The organism is Streptomyces sp. NPDC020958, from assembly GCF_055562175.1.
Map to the genome: position 1 here is coordinate 671,313 of NZ_JBVHFU010000002.1, position 17,746 is coordinate 689,058.

Here is a 17,746-nt window from a genome sequence, read left to right on the forward strand (position 1 = left end):
ACCGGTCCCGGTCAGTCTCCTCGATACTCGTACCGGTCAGTAGTTAGACGTTCGAAAAATTTCTTTAGCGTAGGGAATGTTTGTAACACGCAAGTCGTTGACTAGGACGGAACACCAGACGAAGGGAGAGGCCATGCGCTTCGAAATCATGCGACTCGACGAGGTCGACGGCACCACCGTGGACAGCACTGTCGTGGACGCCGCCTCCGTCAACAGGATCGTGCAGCAGGCCGCCGCCGTCGGGCAGCGTCTGTGGATCCGACCGGCCGAGAACCAGACGTCGTAACGGAATACGAGAGACGAGCCACACCGACACGCGGAACACCGCAGAGTCTTCGGAGCCCCCGCACGGCACTCACGCCGTGCGGGGGCTCCGCGCTTGCCGGGGCTCCGCCTCTGCCGGGCTCAGGCGCCCCTGATCACCTGGGTGACGCCGTTGATGATCTGCTGCACGGCGATCGCGGACAGCATCATGCCCGCGAGGCGCGTCACCAGGACCACGCCGCCGTCCTTGATGACGCGGATGATCAGCAGCGAGTAGCGCATCACCAGCCACAGCACGACGTGGATGGCGAGGATCGCGACCCACACGGACACCTGCGAGGCGACGCCGTGGGCCTTCTGCACGGCGAGGATGACCGAGACGATCGCGCCGGGCCCGGCCAGCAGCGGCATGCCCAGCGGTACGAGCGCCACGTTGACGTCCTTGGTCTGCTTCGGCTCGTCGTTCTTGCCGGTGAGCAGGTCGAGGGCGATGAGCAGGAGCAGCAGCCCGCCCGCGATCATCAGCGCGGGCACGGAGACGTGGAGGTAGTCCAGGATCTGGTGCCCCAGGAGGCCGAAGACGGTGATGACACCGCCCGCCACGCACACCGCCTGGAAGGCCATCCGCCTCTGCACCTTGCCGGGCCGGCCGGCGGTGAGGGCGAGGAAGATCGGGGTGATCCCGGGGGGATCCATGATGACGAAGAGGGTCAGGAAGAGGGAGCCGAACACGGCGAGGTCGAACATGGGTGAGCCACAGGCCTTGCTGAAGGAGCTTGCGGAGAAGCTTGGGGAGGAAGTCCGGGGACTTCGGGGACGGGGAGACCGGACGTACGAGGGCCGGGACTCAGGCCCCGCCGGTCCCCGGAACCGGGAACGCGCCCGTCGCCCGGCGCGTGATCTCGCCGTACACCTCGGGGTCGGTCGTGTACGCGCCGAGCGCCACCGTCTTGCGGCTGCCGTGGTAGTCCGAGGACCCGGTGACCAGCAGACCCAGCTCCGCCGCGAGACCCCGCAGCCGTGCCCGGGTGGCCTCGTCGTGGTCCATGTGGTCGACCTCGATGCCGTCGAGACCGGCCGCGGCCAGCGCGGCGATCGTCGACTCGGGCACCGTGCGCCCGCGCTTGGCGGCTGCCGGATGCGCGAACACGCACACCCCGCCGGCGCCCTTGACCAGCCGGATCGCCTCGAAGGGGTCGGTCTCGTGCTTCTCCACGAAGGCCCGGCCTCCGTCGGCCAGCCACTCCTCGGTGAAGGCGTCGTTCACGGTCGGTACGACACCGAGCTCGACGAGCGCGGAGGCGACGTGCGGCCGCCCCACGGAACCGCCCCGGGCGATCCGCTCGACCTGCTCCCAGGTCACCGGCACGTCCAGCGCGTTCAGCTTGGCGATCATGGCCTGGGCGCGCGGCACCCGGTCGTCCCGGACCAGCTCGCGCTCGGCGAGCAGCGCCGGCTCCTCGGGGTCGAAGAGGTAGGCCAGCATGTGCATGGAGACGCCGTCGACGCGGCAGGACAGCTCGGCCCCGGTGACGAGGGTGAGTCCCCCGGGCAGCGCGGCGACGGCCTCGGCATACCCGCGGGTGGTGTCGTGATCGGTCACCGCGACGACGTCGAGCCCGGCGGCCGCGGCGTTGCGCACCAGTTCGGCGGGGGTGTCCGTACCGTCGGACGCGGTGGAGTGGCAGTGCAGATCGATGCGCACGACACGGACTCCAGCGGGGCGGTACGGATGGGGACGCGTCAAGGATAGCGGCCGGAAGAGGGGGTCCTGTCACACCCGAAAGCGGGGGGCACTCCGTACACCCGGCGCACCGGAAGCGCAGCCGCGCACCCCGGGCAGGCGAGGAACCCGTCCGGCCCTACGGCTCCAGCAACCTGGGCGACAGCGCCCCGCAGGGCACGATGTCCACCTCGGCCCCGGCGTCCCGCAGATCGGTCAGCACCAGCTCGTCGTACATCAGCAGCCCGGTCTGCTCGGGCCACACCACGGCCCACAGCCACAGCCCCCGGGCCTCTCCCGCGAAGACGGCCCGGTCGTCGGGGGCCCCGGTGACGTGCCACAACGGCGCGGGCCGCCCCGCGGCCAGCACCTTCGCCTGCGCCGGCTTCTCCACGCTCATGTACGGCCCGGGATCCGGCCCGTCGATGCCCGCGTACCGTGCGCCGAGGCCGACGCCCAGTTCCTCGGCGACCAGGATCATCTCCCCTATCCCGCCGAGCGGCGCGGGCCCCGAGCAGGCGACGGCGGTCGCCCGGCCGCCACTGCGGTCGTCCCCGGCGCAGGCCACACCCGTGAACAGCCAGCCGACCGGCAGCGGCCAGGGCATCCACACCGGCACCTGGGTGCGGTGCACCACCACGTCGAGCGCCTCGACGCTGGGCGGTATCACGGGCTGCACCGGGTACACGGTCCCGTGCACATCGCACTGCCAGGTGTCGGCGAAGAGTCCGGGAGCCCTGACCCGGCCACCACACTTCGGGCAACTGGGTTCGCCCCTCATAGGGCCCCACGGTCCTACCCGGAATCCCCCACGTCAAGGACGATCACCCGTCCGGCCCGAACCGTTCACCGGGTGAAACTAGATGCATCTTGCATTTATTAGCTCACCTAACTTAGTATGTGTAAACACCAACCAAATCCGATCGAGCGGAGGAAGCGCATGGCCGACCCATTCGACGCGGGAGCAGGCGGCATCCTGCGGCAGCCGAAGGCCGTGTGGGCGACGGCGGGTGCGTCCGTGGTCGCCTTCATGGGCATCGGACTCGTCGACCCGATCCTGCCGTCCATAGCCAAGGGCCTGGACGCCACGCCCGGCCAGGTCTCCCTGCTCTTCACCTCGTACTTCCTGATCACCGCCGTGGCGATGCTGCTCACCGGTTTCGTCTCCAGCCGGATCGGCGGGCGCCGGACGCTGCTGCTCGGCCTCGCGTTCGTGGTCGTCTTCGCAGGCCTGGCCGGCACCTCGGACACCGTCGGCCAGCTGGTCGGCTTCCGGGCCGGCTGGGGCCTCGGCAACGCCCTGTTCGTCTCCACCGCCCTCGCGGTCATCGTCGGCGCGGCGGCCGGCGGCAGCGCCGCCGCGATCCTGCTCTACGAGTCCGCCCTCGGTCTCGGCATGGCCTGCGGCCCGCTGCTGGGCGCGGTGCTCGGCAACCTCAGCTGGCGCTACCCGTTCTTCGGCACCGCCACCCTGATGGCGGTCGGCTTCCTGTGCATCACCGCGTTCCTGAAGGAGCAGCCCAAGCCGGCCCGCAAGACGTCGATCCTCGACCCGCTCAAGGCGCTGGGACACGGCGGCCTCGCCTCCGCCGCGGCGTCCGCGTTCTTCTACAACTACACGTTCTTCACCGTGCTGGCCTTCACCCCGTTCGTGCTGAACATGACCCCGTACCGCTCGGGTGCGGTGTTCTTCGCCTGGGGCGTGCTGCTCGCGCTGTTCTCGGTGCTCGTGGCACCGCGCCTGCAGGAGCGGTTCGGCTCCCTGAAGGTGCTCGGCGGCTCGCTGGTGCTGCTCGCCGCGGACGTCCTCGTGCTCGGCTACGGCGGCCACACCGCCGCGATCGTCTGCACGATCCTGTCCGGCGCGTTCATCGGCGTGAACAACACCGTGTACACCGAACTGGCCCTCGGCGTGTCGGACGCGCCGCGCCCGGTGGCGAGCGCGGGCTACAACTTCGTCCGCTGGTTCGCGGCGGCCGCCGCGCCCTACTTCGCGCCGAAGATCGAGGAGTGGAGCGACATCCACGTCCCGTTCCTGGTGGCGGCGGTCACCGCCGTGCTGGGCGCGGCCGTGGTGCTGGTACGGCGCAAGGCGCTCGCCCACGACGCCGAGGAGCTCGAGGCGCGGCACGTCAGCGAGGACAGCGTCACGGTGTTCGCCAACTGACGCCTTCGGGGCCGCGTTTCGTGAGCTTGCTCACCAAGCGCGGCCGGCTGACGGGTCAGTCCAACGGGACGGACCTCCGGGCAGGATCCCGGAGGTCCGTCCCGTGCGCGAGCCAGCGCTCCTGGAGCGGCTGGGCGCCGTGCACCCGCTTCCAGGCGGCCTCGTTCGGCGTCATCGGCAGCAGCGGCAGGAACCGTACGGGATCGAACGGCCCGTCCAGCTCCAGATCCTCGACGAGACCGCCCGGCTCGCCGACCAGGACGGAGGTGAAGGGGGCGCCCGGCCACAGCGGCCCGCCCACGTCGAGGGACGCGCCGGGGGCCACGACCAGCCCCTCCACCTGCGGGGAAGCGGCGAGGACGGCGAGCGCGCGGAGCACCTTGTCGGTCTCGGCGCGGCCGGCCCGGACCGACAGCACCAGCTCGGCGCGGGGCCCCTTGACGGGGTCCGCGACCATCGCCGTGGGGTCGGTCATGGGGTGCGCCGACATGCCGAGCGTGGCGTAGCGGACGACGTTCTCACCCTGGAGGTCCTCGTGGAAACGGAGCACCTCGATGCGGTCCGTACCGAGGAAGGTGACCGCCGCGCGCGCGTCCGGTTCGCCCAGTGCGGTGGTCAACCGGGCCTCGACCAGAGGAAGAACATCAGCCATGTCGTGAGCATAGAACTCGTCAGCACCGGGCAAAGCGGCGCCTTGACACCAAGGGCTGCTGCTAGTCTAGCCGCGGTGGTTCGGGGCAGCACGCTGAGCGTCGCGGTCAGACCCCGACGCCGACAGGACTCCCTTACGAGGGACCGGCTGGAGGAGGTGGGGCTGTCATGGATCGAAGTCACCCGTGCAGTACCACTCGCTCTTCCGGCCTCTGAATCTCGTCTCTGGCTGGCTACCGCCTTTTCGTGCGCGTCGTCGTTCGGAAGAGCACTTCGTCTCCGCTTGCCTGATCCCGCTGACCGATCCCTTCCGGATCTGTCGGGATGTGTTCGTCTGATCCGAATCAGTAGCGAAGTCGCCACCGCAACGGTGCGGTGCTCCCCGCTTTGTGGACGCGCCAAACATCCGCAGTCAGGACGTCCTCATTCCGGGTGGTTCCACCCGTTCTCCGGCGATCTTTCGCTGCCTGTCGCGAAGGAGCCTGCCCATGTCGATGATCCGCGACCTGCGCGCCGTGGTCCGTCCGTCCCGCCCCTCGCTGCGCAAGAGCCTGCGGCCCGACAACGGGGCGTACGACACCACCCGCGACCCCGGTACGCCCTCGGCCGTCGTCGACTGCGCGGTGTACCGCGACGGCGCCCGCGTCGAGACGGCGACGCCGCTGACCCCGCACGAGGCGATGCGGCTGGTGCGCCGGGACGGCGGCTTCGTCTGGATCGGCCTGCACGAGCCGACGGAGGCCGAATTCGCCGGTATCGCGAGCGAGTTCGGGCTGCACCCGCTGGCCGTGGAGGACGCGGTCCAGGCCCACCAGCGCCCCAAGCTGGAGCGGTACGACGACTCCCTCTTCACGGTCTTCAAGACCATCCACTACGTCGAGCACGACCAGCTCACCGCCAACAGCGAGGTCGTGGAGACCGGCGAGGTCATGTGCTTCACCGGCCGGGACTTCTTCATCACCGTCCGGCACGGCGGCCAGGGCTCGCTGCGGGCGCTGCGGCACCGGCTCCAGGACGATCCCGAGCTGCTCGCCAGGGGCCCCTCGGCCGTGCTGCACGCCATCGCCGACCACGTCGTCGACGGCTACGTGGCGGTCGCCGACGCCGTGCAGGACGACATCGACGAGGTGGAGACCGAGGTCTTCACGCCGGGCCGCAAGGGCGGCGTGTCCCGGGGTGTCGACTCCGCGCGGATCTACCAACTCAAGCGCGAGGTACTGGAGTTCAAGCGTGCGGTGTCGCCGCTGCTGCGCCCGATGCAGTTGCTGAGCGAACGCCCGATGCGGCTCGTCGACCCCGACATCCAGAAGTACTTCCGGGACGTCGCCGACCACCTCGCCCGCGTCCAGGAGCAGGTCGTCGGCTTCGACGAACTCCTCAACTCCATCCTCCAGGCCAACCTCGCGCAGGCGTCCGTGGCGCAGAACGAGGACATGCGGAAGATCACGGCATGGGCCGCGATCATCGCCGTACCGACGATGGTGTGCGGGGTGTACGGCATGAACTTCAAGTACATGCCGGAGCTGCACTGGAAGTACGGCTACCCGGTGATCATGGGCATCACGGTCTGCATCTGCCTGGGGATCCACCGGACGCTGAAGCGCAACGGCTGGCTCTAGGGTGGGCGCCATGACAAGCGAGCTGCTCGACCAGGCCCTCGTCGAGGAGGCCACCAAGAAGTCCGGCCTCATCTGGGTGCAGGCCGCCGGGACACCGGCCGCACGGGCGATGTGGCACGCGTGGGCCGACGGGAGCGTGTTCCTGGTCGGCGACGGGACCGAGCAGCCGCTGACCGGGCTGGCCGACGGCGGGTCGGCGGAGGTCACCGTCCGCAGCAAGGACAAGGGCGGCCGACTGGTCACCTGGACGGCGACGGTCGCGGAACTGCCCGCCGGCTCCCCCGACTGGGACACCGCCGTCGCCGAACTCAAGGGCAAGCGTCTCAACGCCCCCGACGGCGAGGCCATGACGGACCGCTGGGCGCGCGAGTGCCGGGTGCTGCGCCTGCGGCCGACGGGGACGCTGTCGCCCCTGCCCGCGGACAGCCTGGCCGAAGCGCCCGTGCCGTCCCCGGCGACGACCCGCCGCCCGGTCCCGGCAGCCCTGCCGCGCCTGCTCGGCAGACGGAGGAAGAGGGAACAGTCCGCGTAACCACGGCGGACGCTCACGACGTGGGCAACTGCTTCCCGTAGTCCACCGTCTCACCCTTCTCCGGTTCGGCCACGCTGAAGTCCTTACCCCAGTCGGAGAAGGTGAGGGTGCCCGCGCCGCCGCCGCGCTGCAGGCGAAGGGGGTACGGCTTGCCTTCGAGGGAGACGTCGAGCGTGCCACCGGAACCGCCGTCACCGGTGATGCGGATCGTGCGGGTACCCGACTGCTCGTGATGGCCGTCGGTCGCGAGAGAACCGTGCAGGGTCAGCAGGCCCGAGAGGAGGACGTCCTTGTCCGTGAAGCCGCTGAACTTCTTGTACGCGGGATCCGTCCGAGGCACTTTCACGTACTTGCCGTCGAGCTTGGAGGCGGCCGTGTCACTGCCGTCGGCGTGGTTCCAGAACCCCGCGTCGGCCTGCAGATACAGCGTGTCGTTCACCCGCAGCAGCTGGAACGTCGACCCCTTCGACGTGACCGAACCGGTCCCGCCGTCCTCGTTCAGACGCATGTCCAGCTGGTACGTGCGCCCGCTGGTGACCACCGTCCCCGCCATCCGTACCGTCGGCACCGAGGCCGCCGCCGCCCGCGTCCTCGACTGGATCGCGCCCGGCGACAGCTTGCCGACCCCGTTCGTCCCCGCGTCCGGATCCTCGCTGCATCCCGTCAGGACGGCCAGAGCGCACAGCGCGGTCACCAGCGCGGCGCGGCGGATACGGCCCGGAGCAATCGCGGTCACGGACAGAGCCACCTTTCAGACGGGTCCGGCACGGCGTACCGCAGCGTACCGGTGCCCCGCCGACCCGGCGGAGCCAGTCTGTCCGGACCGCCCACCAGGGCGTATCCGATCGGTACGGGCTAGCCTGAAGCCCATCAGGCGGGCCCAAACGGCAGGAAACTCATCCATCGGCACCTCACCAGGCAAAGGAAGCGAAGCCATGGCAGCCGGCGCTCCCCGCATCTTCGTCTCGCACCTCGCCGGTGTCGCCGTCTTCGACCCCACCGGCGACCAGGTGGGACGTGTCAGGGACCTGGTCGTCATGCTGCGCGTCAGCCGCAAACCCCCGCGCCTGCTCGGCCTGGTCGTCGAACTCTCCACCCGGCGCCGCATCTTCCTCCCCATGACCAGGGTGACCAGCATCGAGTCCGGCCAGGTCATCACCACCGGCGTGCTCAACGTGCGCCGCTTCGAACAGCGCCCCACCGAACGCCTGGTCTTCGGTGAACTCCTCGACCGCCGCGTCCGGCTGACCGAGACCGGCGAGGACGTCACCGTCCTGGACCTGGGAGTGACGCAGCGGCCGGCCCGGCGGGAGTGGGAGGTCGACCGGGTCTTCGTCCGCAAGGGGCGCAAGAGCACCTTCCGGCGGGCCAGGGGCGAGACGCTGACCGTCGACTGGTCACAGGTCAGCGGCTTCGCGCTGGAGGAACACGGGCAGGGTGCCGAGAGCCTGCTCGCCACCTTCGAGCAGCTGCGCCCCGCCGACCTCGCCAACGTGCTGCACCACCTCTCCGCCAAGCGCCGCGCCGAGGTGGCCGCCGCCCTCGACGACGACCGCCTCGCCGACGTCCTCGAGGAACTTCCCGAGGACGACCAGATCGAGATCCTCGGCAAGCTGAAGGAGGAGCGGGCGGCGGACGTCCTGGAGGCCATGGACCCCGACGACGCGGCCGACCTGCTCGCCGAACTCCCCGAACAGGACAAGGAACGGCTGCTGAGCCTGATGCAGCCGGCGGACGCGGCCGAGATGCGGCGCCTGATGTCGTACGAGGAGCACACGGCGGGCGGTCTGATGACCACCGAGCCCATCGTGCTGCGGCCGGACGCCACCGTCGCCGACGCCCTCGCCCGGGTCCGCAACCCCGACCTCTCCCCCGCCCTCGCCGCCCAGGTCTACGTCTGCCGGCCGCCCGACGACACCCCGACCGGCAAGTACCTGGGCACCGTCCACTTCCAAAGGCTGCTGCGCGACCCCCCGTACACCCTGGTCAGTTCGCTGGTCATCGACGACGACCTGCAACCCCTCGACCCGGACGCCACCCTCCCGATCATCGCCGGGTTCTTCGCCACCTACGACATGGTCGCGGCGCCCGTGGTGGACGACACGGGGTCGCTGCTCGGCGCGGTGACCGTGGACGACGTACTGGACCACATGCTGCCGGAGGACTGGCGGGAGACCGAGTTCCACCTGGCCGAGGAGGAGCAGGCGCCGCGGAACGAGGCGCACAAGGGGGTGGGGGGCCATGGCGCCCGAGCGTGAGAGCGGCCGCGAGCGGACACCGGCCGGTGCCACCGCGGCCGGCAGGCCGCGCGCGACCTACCGGCTGGACCAGCCGCGTCCGCCGCGGCGCAGGCTGCTGCCGGAGTGGGACCCGGAGGCCTTCGGCCGCCTGTCCGAGCGCATCGCCCGGTTCCTGGGCACCGGACGGTTCATCGTCTGGATGACGTTCGTGATCATCGCGTGGGTGCTGTGGAACGTCGTGGCGCCCGGCAGGCTCCGGTTCGACGAGTACCCGTTCATCTTCCTGACCCTGGCCCTGTCCCTGCAGGCCTCCTACGCCGCCCCGCTGATCCTGCTCGCGCAGAACCGGCAGGACGACCGCGACCGGGTCAACCTGGAACAGGACCGCAAGCAGAACGAGCGGTCCATCGCCGACACCGAGTACCTGACCCGGGAGATCGCCGCCCTGCGGATGGGCCTGGGCGAAGTGGCGACCCGGGACTGGATCCGCTCCGAGCTGCAGGACCTGCTCAAGGAGGTGGACGAACGGCGGAACGGGCACCACCACCACGAAGGTGCCGTATTCCCGGCAGAACGGTCGGCGGGGCGTGACGTAGACGACCGGTGAGGGGCGTTATAGGGGCACTGCGCCTCGCCGTACCATCGTCTGTATGGCTAGCGAAGACGCGGTGCGCGAGGCACTGGCGACGGTGAACGACCCGGAGATCAACCGACCCATCACCGAACTGGGGATGGTCAAATCGGTGGAGATCGGTGAGGACGGCGCGGTCGCGGTCACCGTGTACCTGACGGTCTCCGGCTGCCCCATGCGCGACACGATCACCCAGCGGGTCACCGAGGCGGTCTCCCGGGTCGACGGTGTCAGCCGCGTCGACGTCACCCTGGACGTGATGAGCGACGAACAGCGCAAGGAGCTGGCGTCCGCCCTGCGCGGCGGCCAGACCGAGCGCGAGGTCCCCTTCGCCAGGCCCGGCAACCTCACCCGGGTCTACGCGGTCGCCTCCGGCAAGGGCGGCGTCGGCAAGTCGTCGGTGACGGTGAACCTGGCGGCGGCGATGGCGGCCGACGGCCTGAAGGTCGGGGTCGTCGACGCCGACATCTACGGCCACTCCGTCCCGCGCATGCTCGGCGCCGACGGCCGCCCCACCCAGGTCGAGAACATGATCATGCCGCCGTCGGCGAACGGCGTGAAGGTCATCTCCATCGGCATGTTCACCCCGGGCAACGCCCCGGTGGTCTGGCGCGGCCCGATGCTGCACCGCGCGCTCCAGCAGTTCCTCGCGGACGTCTACTGGGGCGACCTCGACGTCCTCCTCCTGGACCTGCCGCCGGGCACCGGTGACATCGCCATCTCGGTCGCCCAGCTGGTCCCGAACGCCGAGATCCTTGTCGTGACGACGCCTCAGCAGGCGGCGGCCGAGGTCGCCGAGCGGGCCGGCTCCATCGCCGTGCAGACCCACCAGAAGATCGTGGGCGTGGTCGAGAACATGTCCGGGCTGCCCTGCCCGCACTGCGGCGAGATGGTCGACGTCTTCGGCACGGGCGGCGGCCAGCTGGTCGCGGACGGCCTCACCCGCACGACGGGTGCCACGGTCCCGGTCCTCGGCAACATCCCGATCGACGTCCGGCTCCGCGAGGGCGGCGACGAGGGCAAGCCGGTCGTCCTGACGGACCCCGACTCCCCGGCAGGCGCGGCCCTGCGCGGCATCGCAGGCAAGCTCGGCGGCCGCCAGCGCGGCCTCTCGGGCATGTCCCTGGGCATCACACCCCGCAACAAGTTCTAGGGAGCCCCGCTTCAGCGCCCCTATAGGGGCGCGAGGAACTGCGCGAGCAACCACAACGCACCCGCGTTCGCACCCGACCGCAACCCCTACGGCGAAGGGGCGCCACGAACCACCGGCGGCGCCCCTCACCACTCACGCGTACTCGGCGATGTCCTTGATCACGGCGAATCCCAGCCCGTAGGCCGACATCCCCCGCCCGTACGCCCCGAGATGCACCCCCGCCTCGGTCGACCCGGCGAGCACCCACCCGAACTCCGACTCCCGGTAGTGGAACGGCGTGGCCACCCCGTCCACCGGCAGCGACAGCGTCGACCACTCCGGCCCGCTCAACTCGTCGGCCAGCTCCCACGCCGTCTCGGTCTGCTGCTCCAGCCAGTCGTCCCGCAGGCTGTGGTCCATCTGCCCCGGCCAGGTGAAGGACAGCAGCCCGACACCCGCCAGCCACGCGGCCGACGACACGGACGTGGCCTCGAGGAGCCCGGTTCCGTCGGCACTGCGCCGGGACGGACTCGCCGCGACGGTCACCACGACCGCGAACTTCTCCCGCGGCTCACCGACGGACGCGGCCAGATGCTCGTTGCGCACCGACGGCTCGTCCCCGTGCCCGATCGACCCGTGCTCCACCACGCCGTCGGCCGCCGTACCCACCTGCATCAGCCAGCGGGGCCCCGTGAACGCCTCGTCCAGGCCGTACCAGGGGAAGGGCGCCTCCAGGTAGCCGTCCGCCGTGCGGCGGGCGGAGAGGGACTGCTGTCCGCCCTCGGCGGCCGGTGCCTGTCCGTCCACCTGACTTGTCGTCTCCATCTGCCCGGACGCCTCCTAGCTCTCGTCGGCCCGCGGCGGCCCGCCCCCCTTCGGGCGCACTCGTCCGGTCCGCACAACAACTCGGCAGCATATCGACACCCCTGCAACCAGCGGCGAAACCGCCCGGCGGGTGGGTCGCGCGGGCACCGGGATCAAGCCGTGAGCGGCGCGGGCGCGCTATGAGACGCGTCACGTGCGCCGCCTGCGTCCGGGTGTCCGGTCCTGGTCAGGTGGCGTCCGCGTCGAACGGCGGACGCTCGTCCCTGCCCAGATCCTCGGGCTTCTTCGTCATGTCGATCCGGCCGCCCGCCGAAGAGCCGCTGCCCGAGGGCAGAGCGGACGAGCCGGCCTCGCGGCTGTTCACCGCGTCCGTGACCTCGGCCATCTCCTTCTTCAGGTCGAAGCCGTTGCGGATCTCCTTCAGCCCCAGCTCGTCGCTGTCCAGGTGCTTGCGGATGAAGGTCTTGGGGTTCAGGTCCTCCAGCTCGAAGTCCTTGAACTCCGGGCCGAGTTCCTGGCGGATGTCTTCCTTGGCGCTCTCCGAGAACTCCCGGATCTTGCGGAGGGTCCGCGTGACGTCCTGAATGACTTTCGGGAGCTTGTCCGGACCGAAGACGAGCACGGCGATCACGATGATGGTCACCAGCTCGAGTGGTCCTATGTCATTGAACACCTGAAGCTCCTTGCGATGTCCTCGGTCCTCGGCCCTCCGGTCGCTGTTGCGTGTGTTCCGTGGTCCGGGCCGGGTCCACGGTACCCGGCGGACCTGTCCGACCGGTACCGTCCCGAGGGGTCCGGCTCCGTGTGTACGACCGGTTTTCCGGGTTGTTTGCCTACAGGGGGCACGAAGGGTGCCCCCGGGGACGTCGCCGGGCGGTCAGTGGGCCGCGTGGGAGGAGGGGGAGGGAGCGGAGGTGGTGTCGGGGGCGGGTGCGGCGAGCAGGGCGGTGCCGGTCGCCTCGGGGGTGGCGGTCCACGAGGTGAGGGCGAACGGCGAGGCGGCGGTCAGCGGTCGTATCAGCGGGGAGACCGCGGCCGCGCCGGCCATCACCGGTGCGGTCAGTTCGCGCAGCGCCTGCTGTGCGGCGGCCGGGGAGGGCACGCCGGGCAGCAGCGGTGCGGAGACCGAGGTGGGCGCGGCGGTGGCGTCGCCGAGCAGGGCCCCGGAGGACAGCAGGGGGCCGGTCGAGCGGCGGCGTTGCGAGTCGGCGGTACCGGCCGTGCCCGTGCCCGCCGTGCCGGCCGGGGCCACGTTGCCGCCGCCGGTGGAGCGGGCGTCGGCGGCCGGGGAGCCGGGCAGGCCCGCGGTGACACCGCCGAGAGCCACGGCGGCCAGCGAGACCGCGCCCGCGGCGACGAACGCGAACCGCACGCCGAACGACGCGGGGCGGTCGTGGTCGGGACGGCCGACGGCGTGGACGCGGAAGCCCCGGCCGGCGGCCGCCGCCGGGTCGTGCGGGCGGGCGGGGACGTAGCCGAACTCGAAGCGGTCGTCCCGGCTCACGCCGAAGACCCCGGTGTCGGACCGGCGCCCCGCGGGGCCCCCGGCGCCGAACGGTGAGCCGCCGTCGCCGTCGCCTCCGCCGGGCAGCCCCTGCAGGCGCGCCAGGAAGCTCTCCGAGGGCGGCGGCGGGGCGGCCTCGGCGAAGACGTTCTTCAGGGCGCGCTGGGCGTCCGCCTCCGCCTTGCACCTGGCGCAGGTGGCCAGATGGGCCAGGACACGCTCACGCGTCTCATGGCCGAGCTCTCCGTCCACCAGGGCGGAGAGTCGGTCTCCCAGATGCTGTTCCGCCAGTTGTCGCCCGGCGGATTTCGGTCGTGATCCACTCACGCGGTCGCGCCCCCTCCTCCCAGTGCGGGAACACGGGGCACGAAGGAGCGGCGCTCGGCCTTGCGGGCCTGCGGCGAGCGGTGCGCGAGGGCCTTGCGCAGCTGGGAGCGGCCACGGTGGATGCGGGAGCGGACGGTGCCGAGCTTGACGCCGAGGGTCGCGGCGATCTCCTCGTACGACAGGCCCTCGATGTCGCACAGGACGACGGCGGCCCGGAACTCGGGCGCGAGGGTGTCCAGGGCCTGCTGGACGTCGGCGTCGAAGTGCGCGTCGTTGAAGGCCTGCGAGGGGGTGGGCTCGCGGCTGGGCAGCCGCTCGGCCGCGTCCTCGCCGAGGGCGTCGAAGCGGATGCGCTGCTTGCGCCGGACCATGTCGAGGAACAGGTTGGTCGTGATGCGGTGCAGCCAGCCCTCGAAGGTGCCGGGCGAGTAGGTGGACAAGGAGCGGAAGACGCGGACGAAGACCTCCTGGGTGAGGTCCTCGGCGTCGTGCTGGTTACCGGTGAGGCGGTAGGCCAGGCGGTAGACGCGGCCGCTGTGCGTGCTGACGATCTCCTCCCACGTGGGCGGAGTCCATGCCTGCCCGTCCGCGTCGGTCGAGAAGGTCGCGGTACGGTCCTCGCCCATGGCGAGCGCGTCGGCGTGGCTGGGGTCAGCAGCGGTGTCGTTCACGGATTTCGGCCTGCCCGCCGACCCGAGGAAGCGCTTCAGCACTCCGCCCCGGTCCTCAGGCGCGGCCGCACCTCCCCTGTCGGCTCTGGTGGTGTCCAGTGGAGCCCCTACCATAGCCACCTCGCCCGTTAGCACCGGATAAGCGGTTTTACGAGAATTTGATCCGCGCTGGCGGGGCCTGTCCTGCCGCACCTGCGGGTGATCGGCCGCCGTCTCGCCGTCGTGATCCATTCGTGTCTCCCCGCCCTGTCTTCCATCCCTCTAAACGCCTGGTCCCATCAGCAGGTTCCCGGCGCCAACGGATACAGTCACGCCCAGGCAACCACGGGGACAGGAGAGGGTCATTACCGGCAACCGGCAGACGAGCTGGGCGTTCGCCGACGCCTTTGTCGCCGAGGACGAAGCGCTGCGCTGGGCCCGGGACCGGGCCCGCGAGGCAGGGCTGCGCTCGGTGTCGCCCGGCACGGGCGCCGCGCTGCGCATGCTCGCCGCTTCCGTGGACGCCAAGGCGGTCGCCGAGATCGGCACGGGTTGCGGGGTGTCCGGGATGCACCTGCTGCACGGCATGCGGCCGGACGGCGTGCTGACCACCGTGGATCCCGAGCCGGAGCACCAGCAGTTCGCCCGGCAGGCCTTTCGCGCCTGCGGCTTCGCCAGCAACCGGGCCCGGTTCATCCCCGGCCGCGCGCTCGACGTGCTCCCCCGCCTCGCGGACGCCGGCTACGACCTGGTCTTCTGCGACGGCGACCGGCAGGAGTACTCCGACTATCTCGCTGAATCGTTGCGCCTTCTGCGCCCCGGCGGCCTGGTGGTGTTCGAGGGCGTCTTCGCCAACGGCCGTACCGTCGACTCCGGCCCGCAGCCCACCGAGGTGCTGCGGCTGCGCGAGCTGCTGCGCACGGTCCGGGAGACCCAGGAGCTGGTGCCGTCGTTGCTGCCGGTGGGCGACGGACTGCTGTGCGCGGTCAAGCGGTAGCGTCCGCAGGGTCGGGGTACGACGACGCCCCGGCACCGCTTACGATGCCGGGGCGCCCGAAAGGGTATGGTCGCTGACGCTCAGCCGACGACGTTCTTGAGGGCGTCGGCGAGCGCCGCGGCCTCGTCAGGGGTCAGCTCGACGACGAGCCGACCGCCGCCTTCGAGCGGAACGCGCATGACGATGCCCCGCCCCTCCTTGGTCACCTCGAGCGGGCCATCACCCGTCCGCGGCTTCATGGCCGCCATGCTCGTTCCCCTTCCTGACAACAGCTCATCGTCTACCGACGGCCCTGGAGGGCACGCGTGATCCTGGCGGGCACACGCGACACCGGCATCGAACACATTGCTTCCAAGCCATTATCCCGCATCTCAGGACCCGATGACCAACATCAGTCGGCATCGCTTGGGCAACGCGCGCGAGCAAAACCACTCAATTCGGCGATGTGGCTGCGATACTTCGCCGCCGGGTGTCCTTACGCCGACCGAGTCGGCTCCGGTTTTCTTTGACGCAGGTCACACGTCGGGTCCGGGCCCCGGACGGCGATCTCCGCCATGCTGTCCTTCGGACCTCGACGTACCGCGCGGTACGTCAGCCGCGAGGACGCAGACGACGGAGGGGACGCACCATGACCGACACCGTGCTCTACGAGGTGACCGACGGGCTCGCGACGATCACGCTGAACCGCCCCGAGGCGATGAACGCGCTGAACATCGCGACGAAGGTCGCCCTCAGGGAGGCCGTGCGGGAGGCGGCGGCCGACACCGCCGTCCGCGCGATCCTGCTGACCGCCGCCGGGGACCGGGCGTTCTGCGTGGGCCAGGACCTCAAGGAGCACATCACGCTGCTCGCGTCCGACCGGGAGACCGGGGCGGGGCAGACGATGACGACCGTGCGGGAGCACTACAACCCCGTCGTGCGGGCGCTGACCGGGGCGCCCAAGCCGGTCGTCGCCGCCGTGAACGGGGTCGCCGCGGGGGCCGGGTTCGGGTTCGCGCTCGCCGCGGACTACCGGGTGGTCGCCGACACGGCCGCGTTCAACACGTCGTTCGCGGGAGTGGCGCTGACCGCGGACTCCGGGGTGTCCTGGACGCTGCCGCGGGTGGTGGGGCCGGGGCGGGCCGCCGATCTGCTGCTCTTCCCCCGGAGCATCAGTGCGCAGGACGCCTACGACCTGGGCATCGCGAACAAGGTCGTGCCGTCGGCGGAGCTGCGGGCAGAGGCGGAGAAGGTCGCGCGGAAGCTGGCGGAGGGGCCGACGGTGGCGTACGCGGCGCTGAAGGAGGCGGTGGCGTTCGGGCTCACGCACTCCCTGGACGAGACGCTGGACAAGGAGGACGAGTTGCAGACCCGGGCCGGGGCCTCCGAGGATCACGGGATCGCCGTGCAGGCGTTCGTGAACAAGGAGAAGCCCAAGTATTTGGGACGGTGAGAGAGGGGGCGGGGAGCACCGTCGCGGACTGCGGGTGCGGGGGGGCTGAGCGCGCAGTTCCTCCCCCAGCCTTCGGCCGGGGGTACCCCCAGCGCCCCTAACGGGCGCCCCTCGCCACGCAGGTGTCCAGGTGGTCGTTGACCAGGCCGCAGGCCTGCATCAGGGCGTAGGCCGTCGTCGGGCCGATGAAGCGCAGGCCGCGCTTCTTCAGGGCCTTCGACAGGGCCGTCGATTCCGGGGTGACCGCCTGGACGTCGGACAGGGTCGTCGGGGCCGGATACGTTCCCGGCGCCGGGGCGTGCGACCAGATCAGCTCGTCCAGCTCGCCCGGTGCCCACTCAGCCAGGACCCGGGCGTTGGCCATCGTCGCGTCGATCTTGAGTCTGTTGCGGATGATGCCGGGATCGGCGAGGAGTCGCGCGCGGTCCTCGTCGGTGAAGGCGGCCACCTTGTCGATCTGGAAGCCGGCGAACGCGGCACGGAAGCCGGGGCGGCGGCGCAGGATCGTGATCCAGGACAGGCCCGACTGGAAGGCCTCCAGGCTGAGGCGTTCGTAGAGGGCGTCGTCGCCGTGCACCGGGCGGCCCCACTCCTCGTCGTGGTACGCCACGTAGTCCTCGGTGGACAGGGCCCACGGGCAGCGCAGCCTGCCGTCCGGGCCGGCCAGGGCGGCTCCGGCGGTCACGACCGGTCCTCCGGCTCCGGCTTGTCCAGGGAGGTGGTGCCCGGGGTGCGCGGCGCAGCCTGGGCCCCGGCCAGCGCGGTCTCCAGGTCGGCGATCCGGGCGTCGCGCTCCGCGAGCTCGGCGCCGAGGCGGCTGAGCGCGTCGTCGACGTCGGCCATGCGGTAGCCGCGCGGGGCGAGCGGGAAGCGGAGGCTCTCCACGTCCGCGCGGTGCACCGGGCGGTCGGGGGGCAGCGGATCCTGCAGGCGCTCGGGCGCCACCTCGGGCAACGGTCCGCTCTCGCCGCCGCCGACCACGGAGAGCGTGACCGCGGCGACCACGACCGCCAGCGCGACGACCAGGAACAGGAACATAACCATCGCGGTGG

Annotated in this window: 21 protein-coding genes; 9 read left to right on the forward strand and 12 right to left on the reverse strand. The window is 71.0% G+C overall.

What is annotated here, in order from left to right:
• Window positions 1-133: 133 nt before the first annotated feature.
• Window positions 134-286 (forward strand): hypothetical protein, encoded by a 153-nt coding sequence (locus ACZ3KP_RS08815; protein WP_165941569.1) that lies wholly within the window; start codon window positions 134-136, stop codon window positions 284-286.
• A gap of 119 nt (window positions 287-405) precedes the next feature.
• Here the strand turns inward: ACZ3KP_RS08815 and ACZ3KP_RS08820 are convergent, their stop codons facing one another.
• The 3 genes from ACZ3KP_RS08820 to ACZ3KP_RS08830 form a co-directional block, all read right to left on the reverse strand.
• Window positions 406-1,011: a MarC family protein gene (locus ACZ3KP_RS08820; protein WP_358984283.1), complete on the reverse strand. Its 606-nt coding sequence runs from the start codon at window positions 1,009-1,011 to the stop codon at window positions 406-408.
• A gap of 100 nt (window positions 1,012-1,111) precedes the next feature.
• Complete coding sequence (locus tag ACZ3KP_RS08825; protein ID WP_467497607.1) at window positions 1,112-1,969, reverse strand: PHP domain-containing protein; 858 nt, start codon at window positions 1,967-1,969, stop codon at window positions 1,112-1,114.
• Window positions 1,970-2,126: 157 nt separating this feature from the next.
• The gene (locus tag ACZ3KP_RS08830; protein WP_358984289.1) at window positions 2,127-2,768 is read right to left on the reverse strand and encodes a DUF6758 family protein; all 642 of its coding nucleotides are present in this window, start codon (window positions 2,766-2,768) and stop codon (window positions 2,127-2,129) included.
• Window positions 2,769-2,927: 159 nt separating this feature from the next.
• On the opposite strand from ACZ3KP_RS08830, the gene ACZ3KP_RS08835 reads away from it, so the two are divergent.
• A complete protein-coding gene (locus tag ACZ3KP_RS08835; RefSeq protein WP_358984292.1) occupies window positions 2,928-4,154 on the forward strand; it encodes an MFS transporter in 1,227 nt (408 codons plus the stop codon).
• Window positions 4,155-4,209: 55 nt separating this feature from the next.
• Here the strand turns inward: ACZ3KP_RS08835 and ACZ3KP_RS08840 are convergent, their stop codons facing one another.
• Entirely contained in the window at window positions 4,210-4,806 is a 597-nt protein-coding gene (locus ACZ3KP_RS08840) for a suppressor of fused domain protein (RefSeq protein ID WP_467497610.1), read from the reverse strand.
• Window positions 4,807-5,293: 487 nt separating this feature from the next.
• Here ACZ3KP_RS08840 and ACZ3KP_RS08845 point away from each other — a divergent pair, with 487 nt between their 5' ends.
• Both ACZ3KP_RS08845 and ACZ3KP_RS08850 read left to right on the forward strand, forming a co-directional pair.
• Window positions 5,294-6,424, forward strand: coding sequence for a magnesium and cobalt transport protein CorA (locus ACZ3KP_RS08845; RefSeq protein WP_132888710.1), 1,131 nt, complete (start codon window positions 5,294-5,296; stop codon window positions 6,422-6,424).
• 10 nt (window positions 6,425-6,434) lie between these two features.
• Window positions 6,435-6,956 (forward strand): hypothetical protein, encoded by a 522-nt coding sequence (locus ACZ3KP_RS08850; RefSeq protein WP_467497613.1) that lies wholly within the window; start codon window positions 6,435-6,437, stop codon window positions 6,954-6,956.
• Between the two features lie 13 nt (window positions 6,957-6,969).
• On the opposite strand, the gene ACZ3KP_RS08855 is transcribed toward ACZ3KP_RS08850, so the two are convergent.
• Window positions 6,970-7,692, reverse strand: coding sequence for a hypothetical protein (locus ACZ3KP_RS08855; RefSeq protein ID WP_467497615.1), 723 nt, complete (start codon window positions 7,690-7,692; stop codon window positions 6,970-6,972).
• A 199-nt stretch (window positions 7,693-7,891) separates the two neighbouring features.
• Here ACZ3KP_RS08855 and ACZ3KP_RS08860 point away from each other — a divergent pair, with 199 nt between their 5' ends.
• Genes ACZ3KP_RS08860 through ACZ3KP_RS08870 form a run of 3 tightly spaced genes read left to right on the forward strand, consistent with a single transcriptional unit; the run spans window position 7,892 to window position 10,980 of the window.
• The gene (locus tag ACZ3KP_RS08860; protein WP_358984301.1) at window positions 7,892-9,214 is read left to right on the forward strand and encodes a magnesium transporter MgtE N-terminal domain-containing protein; all 1,323 of its coding nucleotides are present in this window, start codon (window positions 7,892-7,894) and stop codon (window positions 9,212-9,214) included.
• A complete protein-coding gene (locus ACZ3KP_RS08865) occupies window positions 9,198-9,803 on the forward strand; it encodes a DUF1003 domain-containing protein (protein WP_467497617.1) in 606 nt (201 codons plus the stop codon). Before ACZ3KP_RS08860 ends, ACZ3KP_RS08865 begins: the two co-directional genes overlap by 17 nt.
• A 43-nt stretch (window positions 9,804-9,846) precedes the next feature.
• Window positions 9,847-10,980, forward strand: a complete 1,134-nt coding sequence (locus tag ACZ3KP_RS08870) for an Mrp/NBP35 family ATP-binding protein (protein ID WP_467497619.1) — start codon at window positions 9,847-9,849, stop codon at window positions 10,978-10,980.
• A 132-nt stretch (window positions 10,981-11,112) separates the two neighbouring features.
• Here ACZ3KP_RS08870 and ACZ3KP_RS08875 read toward each other — a convergent pair whose 3' ends face one another.
• The 4 genes from ACZ3KP_RS08875 to sigE all read right to left on the reverse strand — a co-directional run bounded on the left by ACZ3KP_RS08875 (window position 11,113) and on the right by sigE (window position 14,328).
• Window positions 11,113-11,784 (reverse strand): hypothetical protein, encoded by a 672-nt coding sequence (locus ACZ3KP_RS08875; protein WP_467497621.1) that lies wholly within the window; start codon window positions 11,782-11,784, stop codon window positions 11,113-11,115.
• A 226-nt stretch (window positions 11,785-12,010) separates the two neighbouring features.
• Window positions 12,011-12,457 carry a sec-independent translocase gene (locus ACZ3KP_RS08880; RefSeq protein WP_358987366.1) on the reverse strand — a complete coding sequence of 149 codons (447 nt, stop codon included), beginning with the start codon at window positions 12,455-12,457 and terminating at the stop codon, window positions 12,011-12,013.
• Window positions 12,458-12,661: 204 nt separating this feature from the next.
• Complete coding sequence (locus tag ACZ3KP_RS08885; RefSeq protein ID WP_467497624.1) at window positions 12,662-13,615, reverse strand: zf-HC2 domain-containing protein; 954 nt, start codon at window positions 13,613-13,615, stop codon at window positions 12,662-12,664.
• Entirely contained in the window at window positions 13,612-14,328 is a 717-nt protein-coding gene (gene sigE, locus ACZ3KP_RS08890) for an RNA polymerase sigma factor SigE (RefSeq protein ID WP_358987361.1), read from the reverse strand. The genes ACZ3KP_RS08885 and sigE overlap by 4 nt, the downstream gene beginning before the upstream one ends.
• 235 nt (window positions 14,329-14,563) lie before the next feature.
• On the opposite strand from sigE, the gene ACZ3KP_RS08895 reads away from it, so the two are divergent.
• Window positions 14,564-15,262, forward strand: a complete 699-nt coding sequence (locus tag ACZ3KP_RS08895) for an O-methyltransferase (protein WP_132888701.1) — start codon at window positions 14,564-14,566, stop codon at window positions 15,260-15,262.
• An 80-nt stretch (window positions 15,263-15,342) separates the two neighbouring features.
• Here the strand turns inward: ACZ3KP_RS08895 and ACZ3KP_RS08900 are convergent, their stop codons facing one another.
• Window positions 15,343-15,510 carry a DUF3117 domain-containing protein gene (locus ACZ3KP_RS08900; RefSeq protein WP_069751535.1) on the reverse strand — a complete coding sequence of 56 codons (168 nt, stop codon included), beginning with the start codon at window positions 15,508-15,510 and terminating at the stop codon, window positions 15,343-15,345.
• Between the two features lie 380 nt (window positions 15,511-15,890).
• Here ACZ3KP_RS08900 and chcB point away from each other — a divergent pair, with 380 nt between their 5' ends.
• Window positions 15,891-16,694 carry a 2-cyclohexenylcarbonyl CoA isomerase gene (gene chcB / locus ACZ3KP_RS08905; RefSeq protein ID WP_467497627.1) on the forward strand — a complete coding sequence of 268 codons (804 nt, stop codon included), beginning with the start codon at window positions 15,891-15,893 and terminating at the stop codon, window positions 16,692-16,694.
• A 97-nt stretch (window positions 16,695-16,791) separates the two neighbouring features.
• On the opposite strand, the gene ACZ3KP_RS08910 is transcribed toward chcB, so the two are convergent.
• Both ACZ3KP_RS08910 and ACZ3KP_RS08915 read right to left on the reverse strand, forming a co-directional pair.
• Window positions 16,792-17,379, reverse strand: a complete 588-nt coding sequence (locus tag ACZ3KP_RS08910) for a DNA-3-methyladenine glycosylase I (RefSeq protein WP_467497629.1) — start codon at window positions 17,377-17,379, stop codon at window positions 16,792-16,794.
• Complete coding sequence (locus ACZ3KP_RS08915; protein WP_467497631.1) at window positions 17,376-17,738, reverse strand: DivIVA domain-containing protein; 363 nt, start codon at window positions 17,736-17,738, stop codon at window positions 17,376-17,378. Before ACZ3KP_RS08915 ends, ACZ3KP_RS08910 begins: the two co-directional genes overlap by 4 nt.
• Window positions 17,739-17,746 lie beyond the last annotated feature (8 nt).

Bases quoted from the DNA above. Each gene is read 5' to 3' on its own strand.
- ACZ3KP_RS08900 (WP_069751535.1), bottom strand. From the start codon at position 15,510: ATGGCGGCCATGAAGCCGCGGACGGGTGATGGCCCGCTCGAGGTGACC.
- ACZ3KP_RS08865 (WP_467497617.1), top strand. From the start codon at position 9,198: ATGGCGCCCGAGCGTGAGAGCGGCCGCGAGCGGACACCGGCCGGTGCC.
- chcB (WP_467497627.1), top strand. From the start codon at position 15,891: ATGACCGACACCGTGCTCTACGAGGTGACCGACGGGCTCGCGACGATC.
- ACZ3KP_RS08850 (WP_467497613.1), top strand. From the start codon at position 6,435: ATGACAAGCGAGCTGCTCGACCAGGCCCTCGTCGAGGAGGCCACCAAG.
- ACZ3KP_RS08870 (WP_467497619.1), top strand. From the start codon at position 9,847: ATGGCTAGCGAAGACGCGGTGCGCGAGGCACTGGCGACGGTGAACGAC.
- ACZ3KP_RS08860 (WP_358984301.1), top strand. From the start codon at position 7,892: ATGGCAGCCGGCGCTCCCCGCATCTTCGTCTCGCACCTCGCCGGTGTC.
- ACZ3KP_RS08830 (WP_358984289.1), bottom strand. From the start codon at position 2,768: ATGAGGGGCGAACCCAGTTGCCCGAAGTGTGGTGGCCGGGTCAGGGCT.
- ACZ3KP_RS08840 (WP_467497610.1), bottom strand. From the start codon at position 4,806: ATGGCTGATGTTCTTCCTCTGGTCGAGGCCCGGTTGACCACCGCACTG.
- ACZ3KP_RS08875 (WP_467497621.1), bottom strand. From the start codon at position 11,784: ATGGAGACGACAAGTCAGGTGGACGGACAGGCACCGGCCGCCGAGGGC.
- ACZ3KP_RS08835 (WP_358984292.1), top strand. From the start codon at position 2,928: ATGGCCGACCCATTCGACGCGGGAGCAGGCGGCATCCTGCGGCAGCCG.
- ACZ3KP_RS08820 (WP_358984283.1), bottom strand. From the start codon at position 1,011: ATGTTCGACCTCGCCGTGTTCGGCTCCCTCTTCCTGACCCTCTTCGTC.
- ACZ3KP_RS08915 (WP_467497631.1), bottom strand. From the start codon at position 17,738: ATGGTTATGTTCCTGTTCCTGGTCGTCGCGCTGGCGGTCGTGGTCGCC.
- ACZ3KP_RS08845 (WP_132888710.1), top strand. From the start codon at position 5,294: ATGTCGATGATCCGCGACCTGCGCGCCGTGGTCCGTCCGTCCCGCCCC.
- ACZ3KP_RS08815 (WP_165941569.1), top strand. From the start codon at position 134: ATGCGCTTCGAAATCATGCGACTCGACGAGGTCGACGGCACCACCGTG.